This is a genomic window from Curvibacter sp. EU05-FHT14A10, from assembly GCF_058791075.1.
The window spans coordinates 127,465-147,685 of record NZ_JBYTDE010000015.1 but is presented as its reverse complement, the minus strand read 5'-3'; the positions used below and the strand labels follow the sequence as shown (position 1 = coordinate 147,685).

Genomic DNA, 20,221 nt, shown 5'->3' with positions numbered 1-20,221 from the left:
GTTCATTCAGTGTTCACTGAACTTGAAACGCGTGGCTGCCCAGTGTGGCCGGGCGCGCCCGGTCCGCACAGGGGGTTTTCAGCAGGTCAGGCCAAGGCCAGGTCGCTGGACTGGATGCGCTTGACGCCCTTGGCCGCCATCTGCTTCCAGGCGGCGTCGAGCGAGCCGTTGAGGTCGATGCCGCGGCAGGCGTCTTCGATCACATAGGTGTTGAAGCCCAGGCGCCGGGCATCGAGTGCCGTCCAGGCCACGCAGAAGTCGGTGGCCAGACCGGTCACGAAGACGGTCTTGATGCCGCGGGCCTTGAGGTAGCCGGCCAGGCCGGTGGCCGTCTTGCGGTCGGCCTCTTCGAACGCCGAGTAGCTGTCGACATGCTGGTGAAAGCCCTTGCGCAGAATGATCTGGGCCTGGGGCACCTTGAGGTCCTTGTGCAGGGCCGCGTCGTCGGTGCCTTGCACGCAATGGTCGGGCCACAGCACCTGCTGGCCGTAGCTGAGCTTGGTGGTTTCAAAAGGCTTCTTGCCGGGATAGCTGCTGGCAAACGAGGCATGGGCCTGGGTGTGCCAATCTTGCGTGACCACCACGTTCTCAAAGGCGGGGGCGATGCGGTTGATCACCGGCACCACCTCGTCGCCCTTGGCGACGGGCAAGGTGCCACCGGGCACAAAGCAGTTCTGCACGTCGACCACGATCAGCGCGCTGTCGGCACCGGGCTTGATGGCGGCCGCGAAAGCGCGTTGCGACAGGCCGGCGCCCGCCAACCCGAGCAGGGCGGCAGACTGGAGAAACTGGCGGCGTTGGGACATCGAAAGCGGCAAAGACATGGCATCACTCCTGGGGGTTTGGATGACTGACACAACAACAGATGGGGGACGCACCACGGCAAGCATGAGCCGTGCCGCCCCGCGGGCTTTCACACACTCAGGTAGGCCCGGCGCACCTCTTCGTTGGCGGCCAGTTCGGCCATCGAAGCCTGGTAACGGATCTGGCCTTTTTCAAGCACATAGGCGCGGTCGGAGACCAGCTCGGCAAAGTGCATGTTCTGCTCGGACAGCAGGATGCTCACACCCTGGGCCTTGAGCTCAAGGATCATGTGCGCCATCTGCTCGACGATGACCGGGGCCACGCCTTCGCTGGGCTCGTCAAGCAGCACCAGGTAGGGGTTGCCCATCAGGGTGCGCGCCACCGTCAGCATTTGCTGCTCGCCACCGCTCATGCGGCCACCGGCACGCTGGCGCATCTCGCCCAGGTTGGGGAACAAGGTGTACAGGCGATCGGGCGTCCATTCGGGGGCGGCACTGCCATCGGGCCAACGGCGCGGCGGCTGGCGTCCCACCTCGAGGTTCTCAGTCACGCTGAGGTCGGTGAAAACGCGCCGGTCCTCAGGCACAAAGCCCAGGCCCAGGCGGGCCGCCACATGGGGCTCGCTGCGTGAGATGTCCTGGCCCAGGAACTCGATGTGGCCGCGGCGCTTGGCCAGCATGCCCATCAAGGCCTTGAGGGTGGTCGACTTGCCAGCGCCGTTGCGGCCCATCAGGGCCACCACCTCGCCGCGCTTCACGTCGAGGTCGATGTCGTAGAGGATTTGCGCTGCGCCGTACCAGGCGGCCAGGCCACGGGCCTGCAACAGTGCCGGGGCCAAGGCTTGGGAAGCGGTGCTGGGGTTGCTCATGCCAGGGCCGTCTCTTTCTTTTCGAAGGTCTTGCCGGAGCCGAAATACACCTCCTGCACCTTGGGGTGGTCGCGCAGTTCAAGGGGCTTGCCCTCGGCGATCAGGCGGCCGCGGGCCAGCACGATCATGCGGTCGGCGTAGGCGAACACCACGTCCATGCTGTGCTCGGTGAACAGCACGGCCATGCTGCGGTCGATCACCAGCTGCTTGGTCAGGGCCATCAGATCGTTGCGCTCCTTGGGCGCCATGCCGGCGGTGGGTTCGTCCATCAGCAACAGCTTGGGCGAGTTGGCCATGGCAATCGCCAGTTCGACGCGTTTGACGTCGCCATAGGCCAACTCGCTGCAGGGGCGGTCGGCCTGGGGCTTCATGCCCACCTGATCGAGCAGGGCCAGGGCCTCGTCGCGCTTGTGATCCGAGGCCTTGCGCCAGAACGAAAACAAGCGGTCATCCACCGAGATCAGCGCCATCTGCACGTTCTCGACCACCGTGAGAGAGGCAAAGGTCTCGGCGATCTGGAAGGTGCGCCCCACACCCAGGCGCCAGATGTCGCGCGGCTTGCGGCCCACCAGCTCATGGCCATCGAGCACGATGGAACCACTGTCGGCCGGCAGTTGGCCGTTGACCATGTTGAAGGTGGTGGACTTGCCAGCGCCGTTGGGGCCAATCAGGGCCAGCAGTTCACCCGCCGCCAGTTCGAAATGAATACCGTCGACGGCCTTGACGCCGCCAAAGGCCTTGCCCAGGCCGGACACTTTGAGCAGGCTCATGCGGCCTCCTTGGATGCAGAAACAGGGCTCACCGAGACAGAGGCCTTGGCGCCGCCCCTCTGGTTGAGCGGTTCGCGGGGCTTGCGCCCCTCGCGCCAATGCTCCACCGCATGCTTGATCGAGCCCGCAATGCCCTGCGGGAACAGCAGCACCAGCAGCAAGATGATGCCGCCCAGCATGGCGCGCCAGTAGTCGGTGTTGCGGGCCACGGTGTCGTGCAGCCAGGTGAAGGTGACGGCCCCCACCACCGGGCCCGACAGGGTCTGCAGGCCGCCCAACAAGACCATCACCAGGCCATCGACCGATTTGCCCACAGCCAGGCTTTCGGGCGAGATGCTGCCCTTGGAGAAGGCGAACAGCGCCCCGCCCAGGCCGGCAAAGCCCCCGGCAATGATGAAGGCCACCCACTGCATGCGCTTCACGTCGATGCCGATGGCGTCGGCCCGCAAAGCCGAGTCGCGCCCGGCTCGCAAGGCATAGCCGAAGGGCGAGAACAGCACGCGGCGCAACAGCAGCACGCCGGCAGTGACCAGGGCCAGCGTCAGGTAGTAGTAGTGGGTCTTGTCGGACAGCCACTCGGCCGGCCACACCCCGGTCAAGCCGTTGCTGCCGCCGGTGAAGCCATCCCATTGGTAGCAGATGGCCCAGGTGATCTGGGCAAAGGCCAGGGTCAGCATGGCCAGGTAGACGCCCGACAGTCGCACGCAGAACCAGCCATACAGAAAGGCCCCGGCCGCGGCCACCAGGGGCGCCAGCAGCAGGGTCAGCTCCATGGGCAGGCCGGCGCTGCGCACCAGCAGGGCGGCGGCATAGGCCCCGATGCCAAAGTAGGCGGCGTGGCCGAACGAGTGCATGCCGGCCGGCCCCATGATGAAGTGCAGGCTGGCCGCGAACAGGGCCGCGATCATCAGGTCGATGGCCAGCACCGACAGGTAGGGCGAATCGGCGGCGAGCCAGGGGAGTGCCACCAGCGCCAGCATCAGCAAGGCCCCACCCAGCTTGAACCAGCTGCCGGGGTGACGCAAGGGCGCCTCGGGCAGGCCCACGTTGCGGCTGTTGGCCTGGGGCTTGCCCATCAGGCCCCAGGGGCGCACCACCAGCACCACAGCCATCACCAGGAACTCGACCACCAGGGTGAGCTTGGAAAACGACACGCTGTAACCGAACAGCTCGACCACGCCCAGCCAGATGCACACGGCCTTGATCTCGGCAATCAGCAAGGCGGCGGCGTAGGCGCCCGGGATCGAGCCCATGCCGCCCACCACCACCACCACGAAAGCGGCACCGATGGTGTTGAGGTCCATCTCCAGGGTGGCCGGTTCACGCGGCAATTGCAGGGCGCCCCCCAAGCCGGCCAGCAGGGCCCCCAGGGCGAACACCGCAGTGAACAGCCAGGCCTGGTTGACGCCCAGGGCGCTGACCATCTCGCGGTCTTGCGTGGCAGCGCGCACCAGGGTGCCCCAACGGGTGCGGGTGAGCAGCAGCGTGAGCGCGCCCAGCACCACCGGGCCGACCACGATCAGGAACAGGTCATAGGCCGGGAAGTGGCGACCCAGGATGCTGACCGAGCCGGCGAGGCCTGGCGCCCTTGGGCCCAGCAGTTCCTCCGGGCCCCAGATCCACAGCGCGGCGTCCTTGATGACCAGCACCAGGGCAAAGGTGGCCAGCAGCTGAAACAGCTCGGGGGCCTTGTAGATGCGACGCAGCAGCAGCATCTCGACGGCCGCGCCGATCAGGCCGGCCCCCAACGCGGCCAGCAGCAGGGCGGGCCAGAAGCCCAGGCTGTTGCCCAGCGCGCCCACCAGGCTGTAGGCCAGGTAGATGCCCAGCATGAAAAACGAGCCATGCGCAAAATTGACGATGCGCGTGACGCCGAAGATCAGCGACAAACCCGCAGCCACCAGGAACAGCGAGGACGCCCCCGCCAAGCCGTTGAGCAGCTGCACCACGAAACTCGAAAAGCCCATGCCAAACCCCTCAGGACGTGTCACACCCGGCGGCTCTGCCCGCCAGGGGACGGCGGCGCCAGCGGCGCCGCATTGATCACCCGACCTTCAACCGAACTCAGTCGGCCGGACGCATTTTCTTGACTTCGTCAGCGCTGGGCTGGAACTTGGCGCCATCGAGGTAACGGTAGTCCACCATCACGCCCTTGCCACCTTCGTTCTTGGTGCGACCGATGAAGCCGCCCATCGTGGACTGGTTGTCTTCGGTGCGGTAGGTGATGCGACCGAACGGAGTGGGCACTTGCAGGCCCTTGAAGGAGACCACCAGTTTCTCGGTGTCGGTGCTGCCCGCCTTCTTGATGCCCTCGGCCAGCGACTTGATGGCGCTGTAACCCACGATGGAGCCCAGGCGCGGGTAGTCGTTGAACTTGGCCTGGTAGGCGCTCAGGAAAGCCTTGTGCTCAGGCGTCTGCAGGCCATACCAGGGGTAGCCGGTGACGATCCAGCCGTTGGGGGCTTCGTCCTTGAGCGGGTCGAGGTACTCGGGCTCGCCCGTCAGCAGACTGACCACCGAGCGGCCTTCGAACAGGCCACGGGTGTTGCCCTCGCGCACGAACTTCGAGAGATCGGCGCCGAACAGCACGTTGAACACCGCATCGGGCTTGGCATCGGCCAGGGCCTGCACCACCGAACCGGCATCGACCTTGCCCAGCGGGGGCGCCTGCTCGGCAACAAACTCGACATCGGGCTGCGCCGCCTTGAGCAACTGCTTGAAGGTGGCGGCGGCCGACTGGCCGTATTCGTAGTTGGGGAACACCAGGGCCCAGCGCTTTTTCTTGAGGGCAGCGGCCTCGGGCACCATCATGGCCACCTGCATGTAGGTGGAGGGGCGCAGGCGGTAGGTGTAGCGGTTGCCGTTCTGCCAGACGATCTTGTCGGTCAGCGGCTCGCCGGCCAGGAAGAACACCTTCTTCTGCTTGGCGAAATCGGTCAGTGCCAGGCCGATGTGCGACAGGAACGACCCGGTCAGCACGTCCACCTTCTCACGTGAGAGCAGCTCTTCGGCGGCGCGCACCGCGTCGCCCGGGCTGGCGTTGTCGTCGCGGCTGATCAGCTCGACCTTCTTGCCCAACAGGCCGCCGCCGGCATTGATCTCGGCAATCGCCAGCTCCATGCCTTTCTTGTAGGGCTCAAGGAAGGCGGGCTGCGCCTTGTAGCTGTTGATTTCACCGATTTTGATGACATCGGCCGCGTGAACTGTGCCCAGCACGCCGGTCAGGGTGACCAGGGCGGTGGTGCGGATGAGGTGGGGGGTCAGCTTCATGGTGGGGCTCTCCTGGGTGTGGGGGTGAGATGAGCGGAAAAGCAGAACAGGCAGGGTGAAGAATGGGTCTGGGTCAGCGCAAGCCGTCCTGGCCCTTGATCTCATGGGCCTGCAGGCCGCCGATGCGGGCCAGCGGGCGACCACTGTCGGTGACCACCACGGCCACCACGATCTCGTTGGCCCGCGGGGCATCGGCGACGCGGGCTTCCATGGCGTCGAAATGACTGCGCACATAGGCGGCATCCTTGTGGCCCAGCGGCACGTCGATGGCGGTGCCCAGGCCGCCCAGCTTCTTGGCCGAGGGCACCAGGGCGGCGCCTTTTTCAACGGCCACGCGCAAAGGAGCGCCCAGCTTGGGGTGCAGGATGGCGGCGGCGTGCTCCAGCTCGCCAGCCTCGCCCACGATGGCGGCCTTGCCGTAGCTCTGGGCCTGGGCCGGGGTGATGCCCAGCGCCTTGACGCAGCGCTCACCGAGCAGGCCACCCAGCTCTTCGCCGATGGCAATCAGCTCGTCCAGGTTCTCGGCGTAGCGGCCGGCAAAGGGGTTTTCGATCACGGCCATGGCCAGGGCTTTGCGCACAGGGGGCTGCACGTCCTGGCCCATTTCACGGCGGACTTCGTCGACTTGCACGATGATTTTTCGGATCTTGGCAGACATGGGGGGGGGTTCCTCGGGCTCGGTGTTCTGGACAGGTGGGCGGCAGCGCTCAGCGCAGGCCATCCCACAGGCTGATGTCGGCGGCCTTCAGGCCGCCGACGCGGGCATGCACGCGCGGGCCGGTGCTCATGGCCAGGATGAAGACGATCTCGTCGGCGCGCGGTGCCCCGGGCACGCGCACCTCGATGGCATCGAAATGACTGCGCACATAACTGGCGTTGATGTGCGTGAGCGGCACGTCAAGTGCCGCCCCCGGGCCCCCCACCTTCTTGGTGGACGGCACGATGGCCAGCGCATTGGCAGGCTGCCCGGTCTTGACCTCGGCCTGGCCTTTTTTGTAGGCGTCGCGGTCGCCCTTCCAGCCCAGCAGTTCGCGCATGGCATAGCCACCGGGCACATGCCACAGTGCGCCATGCTCCAGCTCACCCGCCGCCCCCACGATGGCGCCTTTGCCGTAGCCCTCGATGCGCTCGACCGGCACGTCCATGGCAGCGCGCAGCCGCTGCGCCATGTCCAGGCCGACGGACTGCAGTGCCTCCATCATGGGCAGGATGTCTTCCACGTAGCGGCCGGCAAAGGGGTTGGTCAACACGGCGCCGATGGCACCACGCTGGAGCGGCACGGCCGCCGGGGGCCCGAATTCGTGCCGTATTTCTTCAACATGGGTGAAAACGCGTCGGATGTCGATCATGCTGTGAGCCTGTGCATTTCGTTAAGCAAATACTGAACCAACTTTGGCCGAACCGGCCAGGGACAAGGGCTTTGCCGGGCCATCTCCGGTTTCAGGTCCGCCGGTGGCCCGGCTCTGCCCCTGGCAGCAGAGCAAGGCGAACCATACCAGCCCGGCGTCCCTCAATTCTTCCGCTTTTTTCAAGCCCTGGTGCAAAGCGTCGGCCACCACCCCTGCGGGCAGCGAGCCCACCTGCACGGTGACCAGGCGCGCCCCCAGATCGGTGTCGTCACGCAGCGTGTGCGCCGGGGCGCGTTCGATCGCGGGGTGTTCGGCCTGCACCGCGTTGGCGATCACGGTGGCGGCGGCATCGGCCTGGGCAGCCGTGGCGGCCAGCACCGTGACGCTGTCGGCGATGCCCAGCGAAAAGCTGCGCCCGCGCCAGCCACTGGTGGCCACGCCCCGCACCGGCCAGTGGGGCTGGATTTCGAGCTGACCGTCCAGGCTCAGGCCGTGCCGCAACTGGGCGCCATCAAGCCGGGCCAGGTCGGCGTACAAGCCCACACGGACCGACTGGCCCGGTGTCAGGTGCAGGGCGATGTCGCCGCCGTTGTTGACCCAGGCGCGGCGCACGCCGGGGCGACGGTAGGCTTCGAGCACGGTCTGCGCCACGGCACCGGCCACGGCGGCCATGGAGGTGATGAAGGGCTGGCGATAGGGGAAGCAGGCCTGCCACATCAAGCGGGCCACCGGGCCTTGGAGCGGGCAGTTCGCCGCCACGGGCGCACGCAGCGCAGGCAGCTCGGCCACCAACTCGGCCAGCAGGCCCTGAAAGCGTTGCCAGGCCTGCTCATGCGCCTGCGCCACGGCCGGGGCCTGGCCCTCGGCCGCGATCACCAGGTCGATGGGGCCATGCTGGAAGTGCCAGCGTTCGCCTTCGAGGGCCTGTCGGGTGGCTTGCATGGGGCGCGCCTCAGCCCAGCAGGGGCGGACGGCCCAGGGGCCAGGGGTTGGCATCGGACTGGCGCTGCCACTGCAGGGCCTGGGGGGCGCCCTCGTTGTGCCAGGCGCCACGCGACAGCACCTCGGCCAGTGAGCGGATCTGATCCACATGGCCACCCAGCGCGGCATAGTCGCTGCGCCGCATGCTGAATTCGATGGGCGCGACGATGGCCGGCGTGGGCACGGTGCCGAAGCTGTTGTCGGGCATGCGCAACACATCGGCCATCACGGTGATGCCGCCGCCGGGCCACACATAGGCCGGCGCGCCGCCGCAGGTGACATTCACCAGGGCCTGCTTGATGGAGCGGGTGAGCAACACCGGGTTCTCGGTGACGCCGGCGCGCAAGCTGCCCCCGGCCCCGGCCAGGAACAACACCGAGGCCAGCGAGGGCTCGCAGTTCTCGCCAATGCGATCGACGATGCGGCGCACGTCGGTGGGCATCTCGGCCTCGACCGGGCGCAGTTGCTCGTCGAGCACGTACCAGCTGGCGTGCTCACCGGTGGTGCTGGTCATCAGCAGGCGCAGGCCGGGCCAGGCCACCTCGGCGTTCCAGCCTTCGATGATGGCCAGCGGGTCGGCAATGTCGGTGCCACCCCAGCCAGTGCCCGGGTTGGCCACCTGGAAGTACCGCCCCGGGGTGGACTTGCGGCCCAGCATCTGGATGCCCGAGGGCCGCATGTCGAGGCAACGGCCGGCCTGGTGCTCGGTCAACACACCGGTGATGTGGTCGTCGACCACCACCACCTCGTCGGCCAGGCCAAACAACTGGCGCGCGAAGATGCCCACGGCCGCCGAGCCGCAACCCACCCGCATGCGTTGTTCCTCGACCCCGTTGACGATGGGCGCACGCCCGGCCTGGATGAGGATCTGCGAGCCGCCGTCGATGGTGAACTCGACCGCCTGCTTGTTGCCCAGGGCTTGCATCATTTCGGCGGTGATGCGCCCTTCCTTCTTGCTACCCCCGGTGAGGTGGTGCACCCCCCCCAAAGACAGCATCTGCGACCCGTACTCGGCCGTGGTGACGTGCCCCACCACCTCGCCCTTGCAGCGCACATTGGCCTGTTCGGCGCCCAGGAAGCGGTCGGTGTCGATCTTCACCTTGAAGCTGCAGTAGCTGAAGATGCCCTCGGTGACCACGGTGACCATGTCCACCCCCTGCACCTGCGAGCCCACAATGAAAGGGGCCGGCTTGTAGTCGGGGTAGGTGGTGGACGAACCCACACCGGTGACGAACACCTGATCAGCCAGCAGCAGATCACCTGACCAGGCGGGTGTGGCTGCGGTGCCCTGGGTATCAGGGGTATCAGGGGCGTCAGGGCTTGGGGTGCTGTCGGTGCTGCGCCCGGCAAAAGGCACCAGCGGGGTTTCTCCGGCCTCCAGCGTGCGGCGCAACAGCACCACCGGGTCAAGCCGCACCAGCGTGCCGCCCTGGTTGGCATAACGGTCGCAGGCACCGGCGCGGCCTTCGGAAATCTGGCACAGCACCGGGCAGGCGTTGCACTCGACCTTGGCGGTGTTCATGCGTTCGTTGCGCGGGCGGGCCCGCTCGGCCAGCGGTGGCAGGCCGGGCGATTCGAGGCCGGGCAGGCCGTCGGTCTTGGTGTGTTCAGTCATCGCAGGATCCGAATTTCCAGGCCCATGGGGGCACATCGAAGGCTCGAAAAGACAGCTTGTGAAGGCCATCCCATTTGTGTAGCATTCACCAAACAAAAATGTGGTGTTCACTACATTTCCGGCACAATGTAACGTATCGAAACCCTTGCCGCAACCGTATTTTCGCGTGCCCCGCAAGGGTGCCAAAGTGACCCGACCAGGAGCCCCGTTTTGATGCAGAACCTCCGCCACGCCCCGCTTCGGTGCCGTCCCCGACGGACTGGTGAAGCCCCGAAAACCAGGGCTTTCCCGACTTGCGGAACAATGGAGGGTTGCGAGTTCCCTGTTCGAGGTGTGCCAAAGGCCCGAAATCGGCCCCATCAGCACCTCGGCAGCCCCTGTTTATCCACCATTGCCATCTGAAACCATGAGTGCTTTTCACGAAGAACGCGTGCTGACGGTTCACCACTGGACCGATCGCCTTTTCTCCTTCACCACCACGCGCGACCCCGGCCTGCGTTTCTCCAATGGCCATTTCACGATGATCGGCCTGCGCGTGAACAACAAGCCGCTGCTGCGCGCCTACAGCATCGTCAGCCCGAACTACGAAGAGCATCTTGAGTTTCTGAGCATCAAGGTGCAGGACGGCCCGCTGACCTCGCGCCTGCAGCACATCCAGGTGGGCGACAGCATCATCGTCGGCAAGAAGCCCACCGGCACCCTGCTGATCGACTACCTGCTGCCCGCCAAGCGCCTGTACATGCTGTCCACCGGCACGGGCCTGGCCCCCTTCCTGAGCCTGATCCGCGACCCCGACACCTATGAGAAGTTCGAGGAAGTGGTGCTGGTGCACGGCGTGCGCCAGGTCGACGAACTGGCCTACCACGACTACATCACCGAAGAACTGCCCAAGCACGAGTTCCTTGGCGAGATGGTCAGCAAGCAGCTCAAGTACTACCCCACCGTGACCCGCGAGCCCTACAAGCACCAGGGCCGCGTGACCACCGTGATCGAGAACGGCCAGCTGGCCACCGACCTCGGCCTGCCCGCGCTGAACCCGGCCGAAGACCGCGTGATGATCTGCGGCAGCCCCGAGATGCTGCGTGACCTCAAGCACATGATGGAAGCCCGCGGTTTCAAGGAAGGCAACACCACCAAGCCCGGCGACTTCGTGATCGAACGCGCTTTCGCTGAACAGTGACCCCCTGACCAGGCCCGCCCGCCCGGGCTGGCCCGGCCCTTGCTCTGGACCCTTTCATGTCGGCCACCCCCAGAAAGACCCGGACTGCTGCGAAGAAAAGCCCCACCGGCCGCCGTGCGGTCGGCGTGCGCGAGCAGGCAGCCCAGACCACGCGGGACAACATCCTCAAGGCGGCCATCAAGGTGTTCGCCCGCTACGGCTATGACGGCGGCAGCGTCGAGAAGATCTCCAAGGCGGCGAAGTCTTTCGACCGCATGATCTACTACTACTTCGGCAGCAAGGAAGGCCTCTACATCGAGGTCATCGAAGAAATCTACCGCCGCATGAACGAGGCCGAGGAGCAGCTCAACCTGCGCCCCGATCAGCCCCTGGAGGCGCTGCAGGCGGTGATCCGCTTCGTGGTGGGCTATTACCGGCGCCACCCAGAGTTCGTCACCTTGCTCAACACCGAAAACCTGCACAAGGGGCGTCACATCGTGAAGTCGGTGCGGGCCCGCGAGTACTCCTCCCCCGCCATCGAGATCATCCGCCAGCTGCTGGCCAGCGGCCAGGCCCAGGGCCTGTTCCGGCCCGACATCTCGGCCCGCGATCTGTACCTGCTGATCGCCGCCAACGGCTATTTCTACATGTCCAACCGGCACACGCTGTCGGCCTTCCTGGGCGAAGACCTGGAGGCCCCCGAGGCCCTGGCGCACTGGGAAGAGTTCGTGGTCGACACGGTGCTTCGGGCGGTGGCGCCCGCATCCCCTCCCGCACAGCCAGGCTGACGGGCTGACCGATTTCCGGCCGGCAGCCCCTGGCGGCGGCTGGCGTTTTCACCCCACAGAAGCACAGGAGCACACCATGGCAGAAGCAGTCGCCGGCGAGAAGTCCGGCAAGGTCGTCATCCAGAACATCGGTCTTTTGCTGTCGGGCGATCTGGACCGCCCCATCCTCGACGCCGACACCGTGGTGGTGCACGACGGCCTGATCACAGCCGTGGGGCGTTTCAAGGACTGCGACACCGAGGGCGCACGCACCGTGATCGACGCGCGCGGCACCTGCCTGGCCCCCGGCCTGATCGACAGCCACGTGCACCCGGTGTTCGGCGACTGGACGCCGCGCCAGAACCAGCTGGGCTGGATCGAGTCGACCCTGAACGGCGGCGTGACCAGCATGATCTCGGCCGGCGAGGTGCACCTGCCCGGCCGCCCCAAGGACATCGTGGGCCTGAAGGCCCTGGCCATCACGGCGCAACGTGCCTTCGACAACTTCCGCCCCGGTGGGGTGAAGGTGATTGCCGGGGCCCCGGTGATCGAAAAAGGCATGACCGAGCACGACTTCAAGGAGTTGGCCGAAGCCGGCGTGACCCTGCTGGGCGAGGTGGGCCTGGGTTCGGTCAAGGCCGGCTACGAGGCCAAGGAGATGGTGGCCTGGGCCCGCAAACACGGCATCCAGAGCACCATCCACACGGGCGGCCCCTCGATCCCGGGTTCGGGCCTGATCGACAAGGACGTGGTGCTGGAGGCCGACGCCGACGTGATCGGCCACATCAACGGAGGCCACACCTCGCTGCCCTGGAAGCATGTGTGCGAGCTGTGCGAGAAATCGTCGCGCGCAATCGAACTGGTGCACAACGGCAACGAGAAGATCGCCATCGAAGCGGCCCGCGCCGCCATCGAGCTCAAATGCCCCCACCGCGTGATTCTGGGCACCGACGGGCCCGCGGGCTCGGGCGTGCAACCGCTGGGCATGCTGCGCATGATTGCGCTGATCTCCAGCTTTGCCAACATCCCGGCCGAGCTGGTGTTCTGCTTTGCCACCGGCAACACGGCGCGCATCCGTCAGCTGAACTGCGGCCTGATCGAGGTCGGCCGGGCCGCCGACTTTGTCTTCATGGACCGGGCCCAGCACACCGCCGGCGCCACCCTGCTGGAAAGCGTGCAACTGGGCGACCTGCCCGGCATCGGCATGGTGATGATCGACGGCCTGGTGCGCTGCGGGCGCAGCCGCAACACGCCACCCGCCACCGAGATCCCGGTGGTGCTGCACGGCGGGCACTGAGGCCAGGCGTCGCCAGGGCGACGCCCGGGGCGCGGGGCCTTCCTAGAATCGGCTCCACCGACCCATCGACTGATCTCGAGGCCCTGATGCATCCCCCTGCCCTGCTCCACCTGCAAGCCGCTCTGCAAGCCCCCATCGACCAGGGGCTGCTGCCCGGTGCGGTGGCCCTGATCGAGCACCGGGGCCAGCGGGTGCTGCACGCCGCCCTGGGGGCCCAGGGCCCGGCCACAGGCGCCCCGCCCATGGCCCGCGACACAGTGTTCCGCATCTATTCGATGACCAAACCCATCGTCTCGCTGGCGGTGCTGATGCTGATGGAGCAGGGCCGGCTGCAACTGGCCCACCCCGTGTCACGCTACCTGGGCAGCTTTGCCGGCCAGAGCGTGTACAGCCCCGAAGGCGGCCGCCCCGTGCGGCGCGAAGCCACCTTGCATGACCTGCTGCGCCACACCGCAGGCCTGAGCTACGCCTGGGACGAAACCCCGGTGGCCCAGGCCTACCGGGTGGCCCGCATCGGCTCGCGCCAACACAGCAACCAACAACTGGCCCAGAACCTGGGCCCCTTGCCCTTGCTGCGCGACCCGGGCAGTGCCTGGGAATACAGCCGTGCCACCGATGTGCTGGGCGCGGTGCTGGAGGTCATCGAGGGCCAGCCACTGGGCGCCGTGCTGCAGCGCCTGATCCTGGAGCCGCTGGGCATGGACGACACGGGCTTTTCCGTGCCCGAAGCGCAACAGCACCGACTGGCCGAGCCTTTGGCCAAAGATCCCGCCACAGGCACCGCCGTGAACCTGATCGATGTGAGCCGGCCACCGGTGTTTGAGTCGGGCGGCGGCGGTCTGGTGTCCACGGCCGGCGACTACGCCCGTTTTCTGCAGCTGATGCTGGGCGGCGGCGAGCGCGAGGGCGTGCGCCTGGTCAGCCGAGCCACCCTGGCCTTCATGACGGCGGACCACCTGGGCAGCATCCCGGTGGCGGGCGACATCCTGCCGCCCGGCCACGGCTTTGGCCTGGGCGTGTCGGTGCGCCGTGAAACCGGACTGGCCGCACGCCCGGGCTCGGCCGGCCAATACGGCTGGAGCGGCCTGGGGGGCACGGTCTTCTTTGTCGACCCGGCCGAAGAACTGTTCGCGTTGCTGCTGACCCAGGCGCCCGGCCTGCTCAACCACTGGATCGAGCTGTACCCGGCCCTGGTGTACGCGGCGCTCTGAACCCGACCGGCCGGGCCTGGCGTTCAGCGGGAGGTGCCGTAAGCCTTGCCGGTGCCGGTGCCGGTGCCGGTGCCGGTGCCAGCGCCCGTGCCCACACCTGTGCCAGCGCTGGCGGCAGCGCCCCGGTCGGGCGCCAGACGCGGTACCCCGCCCTCCACCACCACGGCGGCCCCCAGGGGCAGGGGCTCAGGCAGTTCAAACACGCGCTGGCTGCCGTCTTCCATGCGGATGTTGACCTCGTAGGCCGCTTGCTGACGCGGCCCGGTGCGCGCACCCACGTTGGCCCCCAGAACGGCACCTGCGGCCGCCGCTGCAGCGCTGCCGCCATACGCACCTGATGTGCCGCCCCGGTTGGCCCCCGCCTGCGCCCCCAGGGCCGCGCCTGCCGCCACGGCAGCCCCGGGTGGCAAGCCGCCCGAGCCCACCGACAAGGACTGCACCGACTCGACCCAACCGCACTGGGCGCAGGCATTCTGGGTGCCATACACCCCCTTGAGCGAGGCGGTGCCCGGCGATGGCGGCAGGGATGCGTGGCGCGATGGCCCCTGCCGCGGCAAGGCAAAGGAAAGCGGAGGCGGGCCGCCCGGGCGGGCCCCCGCCAAGGCCGGCATGCGGGGGGGCGTGGGGTGCAAGTCGGGCGGCGTGAAGGACGACGGATGACCCGGCGCCGGGGCCGTCGAGGTGGCGGCAGGCACGCTGGAGGCGCTCGGAGCGACGGCGGTCTTGAACTCGGCCGGCCGTGTCTTGACCAGCACCAGGCTGGCCGCCACGGCCAGGGCCACCACCCCCAGCAGGCCGGCAAAAGACCTCAGCAGCGCGGGCGTCGCCGCGTCGCCCTGGGGTGGCAGGCCGGGGGGATGAGGGGGGAGATGGGCAGACATCGTCATGATCAGCCTCCTTCAGCAAGGCCCCACCAGGGGCATGGCGCACAGGCTGCCAATGTAGCGCGTCTGTGCTGCACTGCGTCTGCGCCCCGCCAAGCCCCTGTCATGCGCAGAGGCATGGCCGCCCTTCGCCCGGCTCAGAGCTGGGGCGCCAGCAGGCGACGCAGCGCATCCTCGGGCAGGCCGCGGCGCTGGGCCATGTCCTGCAACTGGTCTTCGGCGATCTTGCCCACATTGAAGTAGGTGCTGTCGGGGTGGCTCAGGTAGAAGCCACTGACGCTGGCCGCAGGGGTCATGGCCAGGCTTTCGGTCAGGCCCATGTCGATCTCGGCGCATTGCAGCAGCTCGAACATCTCGCGCTTGACGCTGTGGTCCGGGCAGGCCGGGTAGCCGGGCGCGGGTCGGATGCCCTGGTACTTCTCGTCAATCATGTCCTCGTTGCTGAGCGCCTCCTGGGCGGCGTAGCCCCACAGGTCGCTGCGCACCCGATGGTGCAGGCACTCGGCAAAGGCCTCGGCCAGGCGGTCGGCCAGGGCCTTGAGCATGATGGCGGAGTAATCGTCGTGCTGGTCCATGAAGGCCTGCTCACGCTTTTCAACCCCCAGGCCGGCGGTGACGGCAAACACCCCCACGTAGTCGGCACGCCCGCTGGCCTTGGGAGCCACGAAATCGGCCAGGCAGCGGCTGGGGCGCATCACCCCGTCAATGGCCTGCTTTTCGGTCTGCTGACGCAAACCGTACCAGGTGAGTGCCACCTGCTGGCGGGTGTCGTCGGTGTAGAGCTCGATGTCGTCGTCGTTCACGCTGTTGGCCGGGTAAATGCCCATCACTGCACTGGCACTGAGCCAGCGGCCGTCAATGATCTTCTGCAGCATGCGCTTGCCGTCTTCAAACACCTTGCGCGCCTCGATGCCCACGATCTCGTCGTCCAGGATGGCCGGGTAGGGGCCGGCCAGATCCCAGGTCTGGAAGAACGGGCCCCAATCGATGTAGCGGGCCAGCTCGGCCAGGTCGAAGTTCTTGAACACGCGGCGGCCGATGAACTTGGGCACCGGCGGGGTGTAGGTGACCCAGTCCAGCGGCGTCTTGTTGGCGCGGATCTTGGCCAGCGGCCACATCGGGGTCTGCTTCTTGCTGGCATGCTGGGCGCGCACCTTGTCGTAGTCGGCATTGAGCTCATCCACATAGACCTGGACGTTGTCGGACAGCAGGCTCTGCGCCACGCTCACGCTGCGTGAGGCATCGGGCACATAGACCACGGGGCCCTCGTAGTGCGGCGCGATCTTGACCGCGGTGTGCACCCGGCTGGTGGTGGCGCCTCCGATCAGCAGCGGGATCTTCTTGACGCGGAAATGCGCGTCCTTCTGCATCTCGGCGGCCACGTACTGCATTTCTTCGAGGCTGGGGGTGATCAGGCCCGACAGGCCCACGATGTCAGCGCCCTCGACCTTGGCTCGGGCCAGGATCTCATGGCAGGGCACCATCACGCCCATGTTGACCACCTCGAAGTTGTTGCATTGCAGCACCACGGTGACGATGTTCTTGCCGATGTCGTGCACATCGCCCTTGACGGTGGCGATGATGATCTTGCCCTTGCTGCGCACATCGCGGCCGGCGGCTTCGTCCTGCCGCTTTTCTTCTTCGATGTAGGGGATCAGGTGGGCCACGGCCGACTTCATCACGCGGGCGCTCTTGACCACCTGGGGCAGGAACATCTTGCCCTGGCCGAACAGGTCGCCAACCACGTTCATGCCGTCCATGAGCGGACCTTCGATCACGTGCAACGGGCGCCCACCCTTGGCCAGGATGCCACGGTAGGCCTCTTCGGTGTCTTCGGTGATGAACTCGGTGATGCCGTGCACCAGCGCGTGCGACAGGCGCTGCTCGACCGTGCCGACACGCCATTCGTATTTCTTGCTGTCGTCCTTGGCCGCACCCTTGGCGGTCTCGGCGATTTCGACCAGGCGCTCACCGGCATCGGGGCGGCGGTTCAGCACCACGTCTTCGACGCGCTCGCGCAGCACCGGTTCAAGCTGGTCGTACACGCCCACCATGCCGGCATTGACGATGCCCATGTCCATGCCCGCCTGGATGGCGTGGTACAGGAACACGGTGTGGATGGCCTCACGCACCGGGTCGTTGCCGCGGAAGCTGAAGCTCACATTGGACACGCCGCCCGACACCTTGGCGCCGGGCAGGTTCTGCTTGATCCAGCGCGTGGCGTTGATGAAGTCGACCGCGTAGTTGTTGTGCTCTTCGATGCCGGTGGCAATCGCAAAGATGTTGGGGTCGAAGATGATGTCTTCGGCAGGGAAGTCGACCTGGTCGACCAGCAGGCGGTAGGCGCGTTCGCAGATCTCGATCTTGCGTTCGTAGGTGTCGGCCTGGCCTTTTTCATCGAAGGCCATCACCACGGCGGCAGCGCCGTAGCGTCGCAGCAGCTTCGCCTGCTGGATGAAGGCCGCCTCGCCTTCTTTCATGCTGATCGAGTTGACGATGCCCTTGCCCTGGATGCAGCGCAGGCCGGCCTCGATCACGCTCCACTTGGACGAGTCGATCATGATCGGCACGCGCGCGATGTCGGGCTCGGAGGCGATCAGGTTCAGAAAGCGCACCATGGCGGCCTGGCTGTCGAGCATGGCCTCGTCCATGTTGATGTCGATCACCTGGGCGCCGTTCTCAACCTGCTGGCGGGCCACCACCAAGGCTTCTTCGAACTGCCCGTTGAGGATCATGCGGGCGAAGGCCTTGGAGCCGGTGACATTGGTGCGCTCGCCGATGTTGACGAACAGGCTGCCCTCGCCAATGCGCACGGGCTCCAGGCCGGACAGCAGCATCGGAGGCACAGAATTTGCAGCGTGGTTATCGGCGTCGTTGTTTTCGAGGGCTTGATCAGACATGGGACTCACCTGGAGGGTCGTGCGGAATCAGGTGAGCGTCGTTGACATCGCGTAAACATCTCAAGCCTGACAAGCCCGCGGGCTTGCTGCAACGCTCCTTGAGATACCATTGATTTTACTGTGTGATCCCCTGGCTCACCCCCTGCCCACCACCCACTACCCCCTGCCGGCCTGTTGCGGTCCTCGCCCAAGATGCTCGAAGCCCTGCTGAAGTCACTCAAATCGCGCAAACGCCGTCGCCTGTCGGTGCAGGACTCACCCGCGGCCGAACTGGCAGCGCAGATGTTGCATGCCCCCAGCGCGCTGATCCAGCTTTCGGCCGATGACGCGCGCCGCATCGTCAGCTACATGGAGCCCGTGCGCCTGCTGTCCGGCCAATGCTTCATGCGCGAAGGTCAGACCGAAGACACCGATTACATGCTGCTGATCCTGGAAGGCGACGTGATGGTGGAGAACTTCATCGTCAGCCGCCGCACCCCGATCACCACGGCCGTGATCGGCGCAGGCGCTCTGGTCGGTGAACTGGGCCTGCTGGATGGCTCACCCCGGTCGGCCACCTGCACCACCTGTACCGAGGTGCTGGCGGCCAAGCTCGGTCGGGTCGCACTGGGCGAGTTGCTGGAAGAAGACCCTGCCCTGGGCGTGAAACTGCTGCTCGCCATTGGCGTGCACATGAGCAACCGGGTGCGCGAGCGCACCGAAAAACTGAAAAGCTACGCGGCCCTGATCCAGACCATGCAGCAGGAGATGGACCGGATGTCCTGAACCGGGGCGCTGGCCGCCCGAGGCCGGTCAGGCCGCGCTGCCGGGCAGGCCGAAGACACGGTCGAAGCACCAGTTGAAAACAAAGGTGTAGATCAAGAAGAACACCAGCAGCCCCAGGTCCATGACGAAGGACTGCCAGAGACTGACGTCGAACCACCACGCGAACAGCGGTACAAAGTAGAGCAACAGCCCGCCTTCAAAGCCGATGGCGTGGGCAGCGCGGCGTGCAAAGCCGCGGCCCCGCACGGACTGACGGGCTTCCCAGCGCTCGAACAAGGCGTTGAAAACCAGGTTCCACAGGATCGCGATGGCCGAGGCCGCCAGGCCCATCACGCCGGCATGCGCCAGGCCGTCGCCCGACATCTGGGCCAGGCCCCAACTGGAAAACGCAATGGCGATCGCCTCGTAGAGCGTCACGAACAGCACCCGACGCCGCCAGCCCTGCAGCACAAACAGCCAGGGGCGTGGGAGGGCTTGGGCGGTGGGAACGGATGCGGCGGATGCCGTAGAAGCCGGGGTGGGGGATGGGCAAGACATGGGTTCACTTTATGTTCATCACGCTGACAGTTAAAGTCATCTCCTTTCAGATTTATTGATACATCATGGCTTTCAGTGCCGACAACGTGGATCTGTTTCTCAGCGTGCTGGACCGGGGCTCGTTTTCGGCCGCCGCCCGGGCGCTGGGGCGCGTGCCTTCGGCCGTGAGCATGGCTGTGGCCCAACTGGAGGCCGAGCTGGACCTGGTGCTGTTCGACCGCAGCGGCCGCGAACCCCGCCCCACGGCCGCTGCCCGGGCGCTGGAACCCCAGGCGCGCCTGCTGGCGGTGCAGCTGCGCCAGCTCAACTCGCAGGCCCGCTCGCTCAACCAGGGGCTGGAGGAACGCCTCACGTTGGCCATCGCGCCCGAACTGCTGGCCGGCCCCTGGAGCGGCCCGCTGGCCGCACTGGCGGCCGAACACCCGCTGCTGCAGCTGGAACTGCTGGCAGCCCCGCAGGCCGATGCGCTCAAGCTGCTGCACGAGGGTCGCGCCCAGCTGGCCCTGGTCTTCGAACGCCCGAGCCTGGACGGCCGTGAGGGCTTTCAGGAGGTGGGCAGCGAGACCCTGGTGGCCGTCATGGCCCCAGGCCATCCCATGCTGGCCCACCCACCGGCGCCCGGCGAGCCGGCCCAGACCTTTCGCGAAAACCTGCTGACCGAGGTGCGCCAGATCGTGGTGGCCGGTCGGGACCTGGGCCAGAGCGACCCCCGCTTCGTGTTTGCCCGCCACCACTGGCGCACCGACAACCAGGTGGCCGCCTTGCGCCTGATCGAGGCCGGCCTGGGCTGGGGCTGGCTGCCGCAGTCTTTTGTGCGCAGCCAGGTGGCTGCCGGCAGCCTGGTGGTGCTGCCGTTCGAAAACCTCACCAACGGCCTGGCGCTGTGGGTGGACGTGGTCTGGTCCAAGGAGCGCCCGCTGGGCCTGGGGGCCCGGCGCTTCATCGAGTTGATACAAGACGTCCGCGGCGAACGCTGAGGCCCGCCGCGCGACCCGGCTCGGAGCGATCGCCTGACCCGACCAAGGTCTGAATCTGTCGACCCAA

Annotated in this window: 18 protein-coding genes and 1 riboswitch; of the genes, 6 read left to right on the top strand and 12 right to left on the bottom strand. The window is 66.8% G+C overall.

Annotation, left to right across the window (positions count from 1 at the left end; all coding sequences use genetic code 11):
• Positions 1–86 precede the first annotated feature (86 nt).
• The 9 genes from pncA to AC3WUT_RS23900 form a co-directional block, all read right to left on the bottom strand.
• Entirely contained in the window at positions 87–824 is a 738-nt protein-coding gene (gene pncA, locus AC3WUT_RS23940) for a bifunctional nicotinamidase/pyrazinamidase (RefSeq protein WP_492349579.1), read from the bottom strand.
• An 89-nt stretch (positions 825–913) separates the two neighbouring features.
• Positions 914–1,672 (bottom strand): ABC transporter ATP-binding protein, encoded by a 759-nt coding sequence (locus AC3WUT_RS23935; RefSeq protein WP_492349578.1) that lies wholly within the window; start codon positions 1,670–1,672, stop codon positions 914–916.
• Complete coding sequence (locus AC3WUT_RS23930) at positions 1,669–2,442, bottom strand: ABC transporter ATP-binding protein (RefSeq protein WP_492349577.1); 774 nt, start codon at positions 2,440–2,442, stop codon at positions 1,669–1,671. The genes AC3WUT_RS23935 and AC3WUT_RS23930 overlap by 4 nt, the downstream gene beginning before the upstream one ends.
• Positions 2,439–4,409 carry an ABC transporter permease gene (locus AC3WUT_RS23925; RefSeq protein WP_492349576.1) on the bottom strand — a complete coding sequence of 657 codons (1,971 nt, stop codon included), beginning with the start codon at positions 4,407–4,409 and terminating at the stop codon, positions 2,439–2,441. Before AC3WUT_RS23925 ends, AC3WUT_RS23930 begins: the two co-directional genes overlap by 4 nt.
• Positions 4,410–4,506: 97 nt before the next feature.
• Positions 4,507–5,712, bottom strand: coding sequence for an ABC transporter substrate-binding protein (locus tag AC3WUT_RS23920; RefSeq protein WP_492349575.1), 1,206 nt, complete (start codon positions 5,710–5,712; stop codon positions 4,507–4,509).
• A gap of 73 nt (positions 5,713–5,785) precedes the next feature.
• Positions 5,786–6,370, bottom strand: a complete 585-nt coding sequence (locus AC3WUT_RS23915; protein WP_492349574.1) for an amino acid synthesis family protein — start codon at positions 6,368–6,370, stop codon at positions 5,786–5,788.
• Positions 6,371–6,419: 49 nt separating this feature from the next.
• Entirely contained in the window at positions 6,420–7,061 is a 642-nt protein-coding gene (locus AC3WUT_RS23910) for an amino acid synthesis family protein (protein ID WP_492349573.1), read from the bottom strand.
• A gap of 21 nt (positions 7,062–7,082) precedes the next feature.
• Entirely contained in the window at positions 7,083–8,003 is a 921-nt protein-coding gene (locus AC3WUT_RS23905; RefSeq protein ID WP_492349572.1) for a UPF0280 family protein, read from the bottom strand.
• Positions 8,004–8,013: 10 nt separating this feature from the next.
• On the bottom strand, positions 8,014–9,657 hold the full coding sequence (locus tag AC3WUT_RS23900; RefSeq protein ID WP_492349571.1) for a 6-hydroxynicotinate reductase: 1,644 nt from the start codon (positions 9,655–9,657) through the stop codon (positions 8,014–8,016).
• Positions 9,658–10,063: 406 nt separating this feature from the next.
• Between AC3WUT_RS23900 and AC3WUT_RS23895 the strand changes: the two genes are divergently transcribed.
• The 4 genes from AC3WUT_RS23895 (at position 10,064) to AC3WUT_RS23880 (ending at position 14,091) form a co-directional block, all read left to right on the top strand.
• Positions 10,064–10,837 carry a ferredoxin--NADP reductase gene (locus AC3WUT_RS23895; RefSeq protein WP_492349570.1) on the top strand — a complete coding sequence of 258 codons (774 nt, stop codon included), beginning with the start codon at positions 10,064–10,066 and terminating at the stop codon, positions 10,835–10,837.
• Between the two features lie 56 nt (positions 10,838–10,893).
• Entirely contained in the window at positions 10,894–11,604 is a 711-nt protein-coding gene (locus AC3WUT_RS23890) for a TetR/AcrR family transcriptional regulator (RefSeq protein WP_492349569.1), read from the top strand.
• A gap of 76 nt (positions 11,605–11,680) precedes the next feature.
• Entirely contained in the window at positions 11,681–12,880 is a 1,200-nt protein-coding gene (locus AC3WUT_RS23885; RefSeq protein ID WP_492349568.1) for an amidohydrolase family protein, read from the top strand.
• 86 nt (positions 12,881–12,966) lie between these two features.
• Positions 12,967–14,091 (top strand): serine hydrolase domain-containing protein, encoded by a 1,125-nt coding sequence (locus AC3WUT_RS23880; protein WP_492349567.1) that lies wholly within the window; start codon positions 12,967–12,969, stop codon positions 14,089–14,091.
• A gap of 23 nt (positions 14,092–14,114) precedes the next feature.
• Here AC3WUT_RS23880 and AC3WUT_RS23875 read toward each other — a convergent pair whose 3' ends face one another.
• Positions 14,115–14,978, bottom strand: coding sequence for a hypothetical protein (locus tag AC3WUT_RS23875; RefSeq protein WP_492349566.1), 864 nt, complete (start codon positions 14,976–14,978; stop codon positions 14,115–14,117).
• A 134-nt stretch (positions 14,979–15,112) separates the two neighbouring features.
• The gene (metH, locus tag AC3WUT_RS23870) at positions 15,113–17,875 is read right to left on the bottom strand and encodes a methionine synthase (protein ID WP_492349565.1); all 2,763 of its coding nucleotides are present in this window, start codon (positions 17,873–17,875) and stop codon (positions 15,113–15,115) included.
• 26 nt (positions 17,876–17,901) lie between these two features.
• Positions 17,902–17,981: riboswitch (S-adenosyl-L-homocysteine riboswitch) on the bottom strand.
• A gap of 86 nt (positions 17,982–18,067) precedes the next feature.
• Between metH and AC3WUT_RS23865 the strand changes: the two genes are divergently transcribed.
• Complete coding sequence (locus AC3WUT_RS23865; protein WP_492349564.1) at positions 18,068–18,640, top strand: cyclic nucleotide-binding domain-containing protein; 573 nt, start codon at positions 18,068–18,070, stop codon at positions 18,638–18,640.
• A 27-nt stretch (positions 18,641–18,667) separates the two neighbouring features.
• Here the strand turns inward: AC3WUT_RS23865 and AC3WUT_RS23860 are convergent, their stop codons facing one another.
• Entirely contained in the window at positions 18,668–19,087 is a 420-nt protein-coding gene (locus AC3WUT_RS23860; RefSeq protein ID WP_492349586.1) for a PACE efflux transporter, read from the bottom strand.
• A gap of 155 nt (positions 19,088–19,242) precedes the next feature.
• Here AC3WUT_RS23860 and AC3WUT_RS23855 point away from each other — a divergent pair, with 155 nt between their 5' ends.
• Complete coding sequence (locus AC3WUT_RS23855; RefSeq protein ID WP_492349563.1) at positions 19,243–20,154, top strand: LysR family transcriptional regulator; 912 nt, start codon at positions 19,243–19,245, stop codon at positions 20,152–20,154.
• Positions 20,155–20,221: the final 67 nt, after the last annotated feature.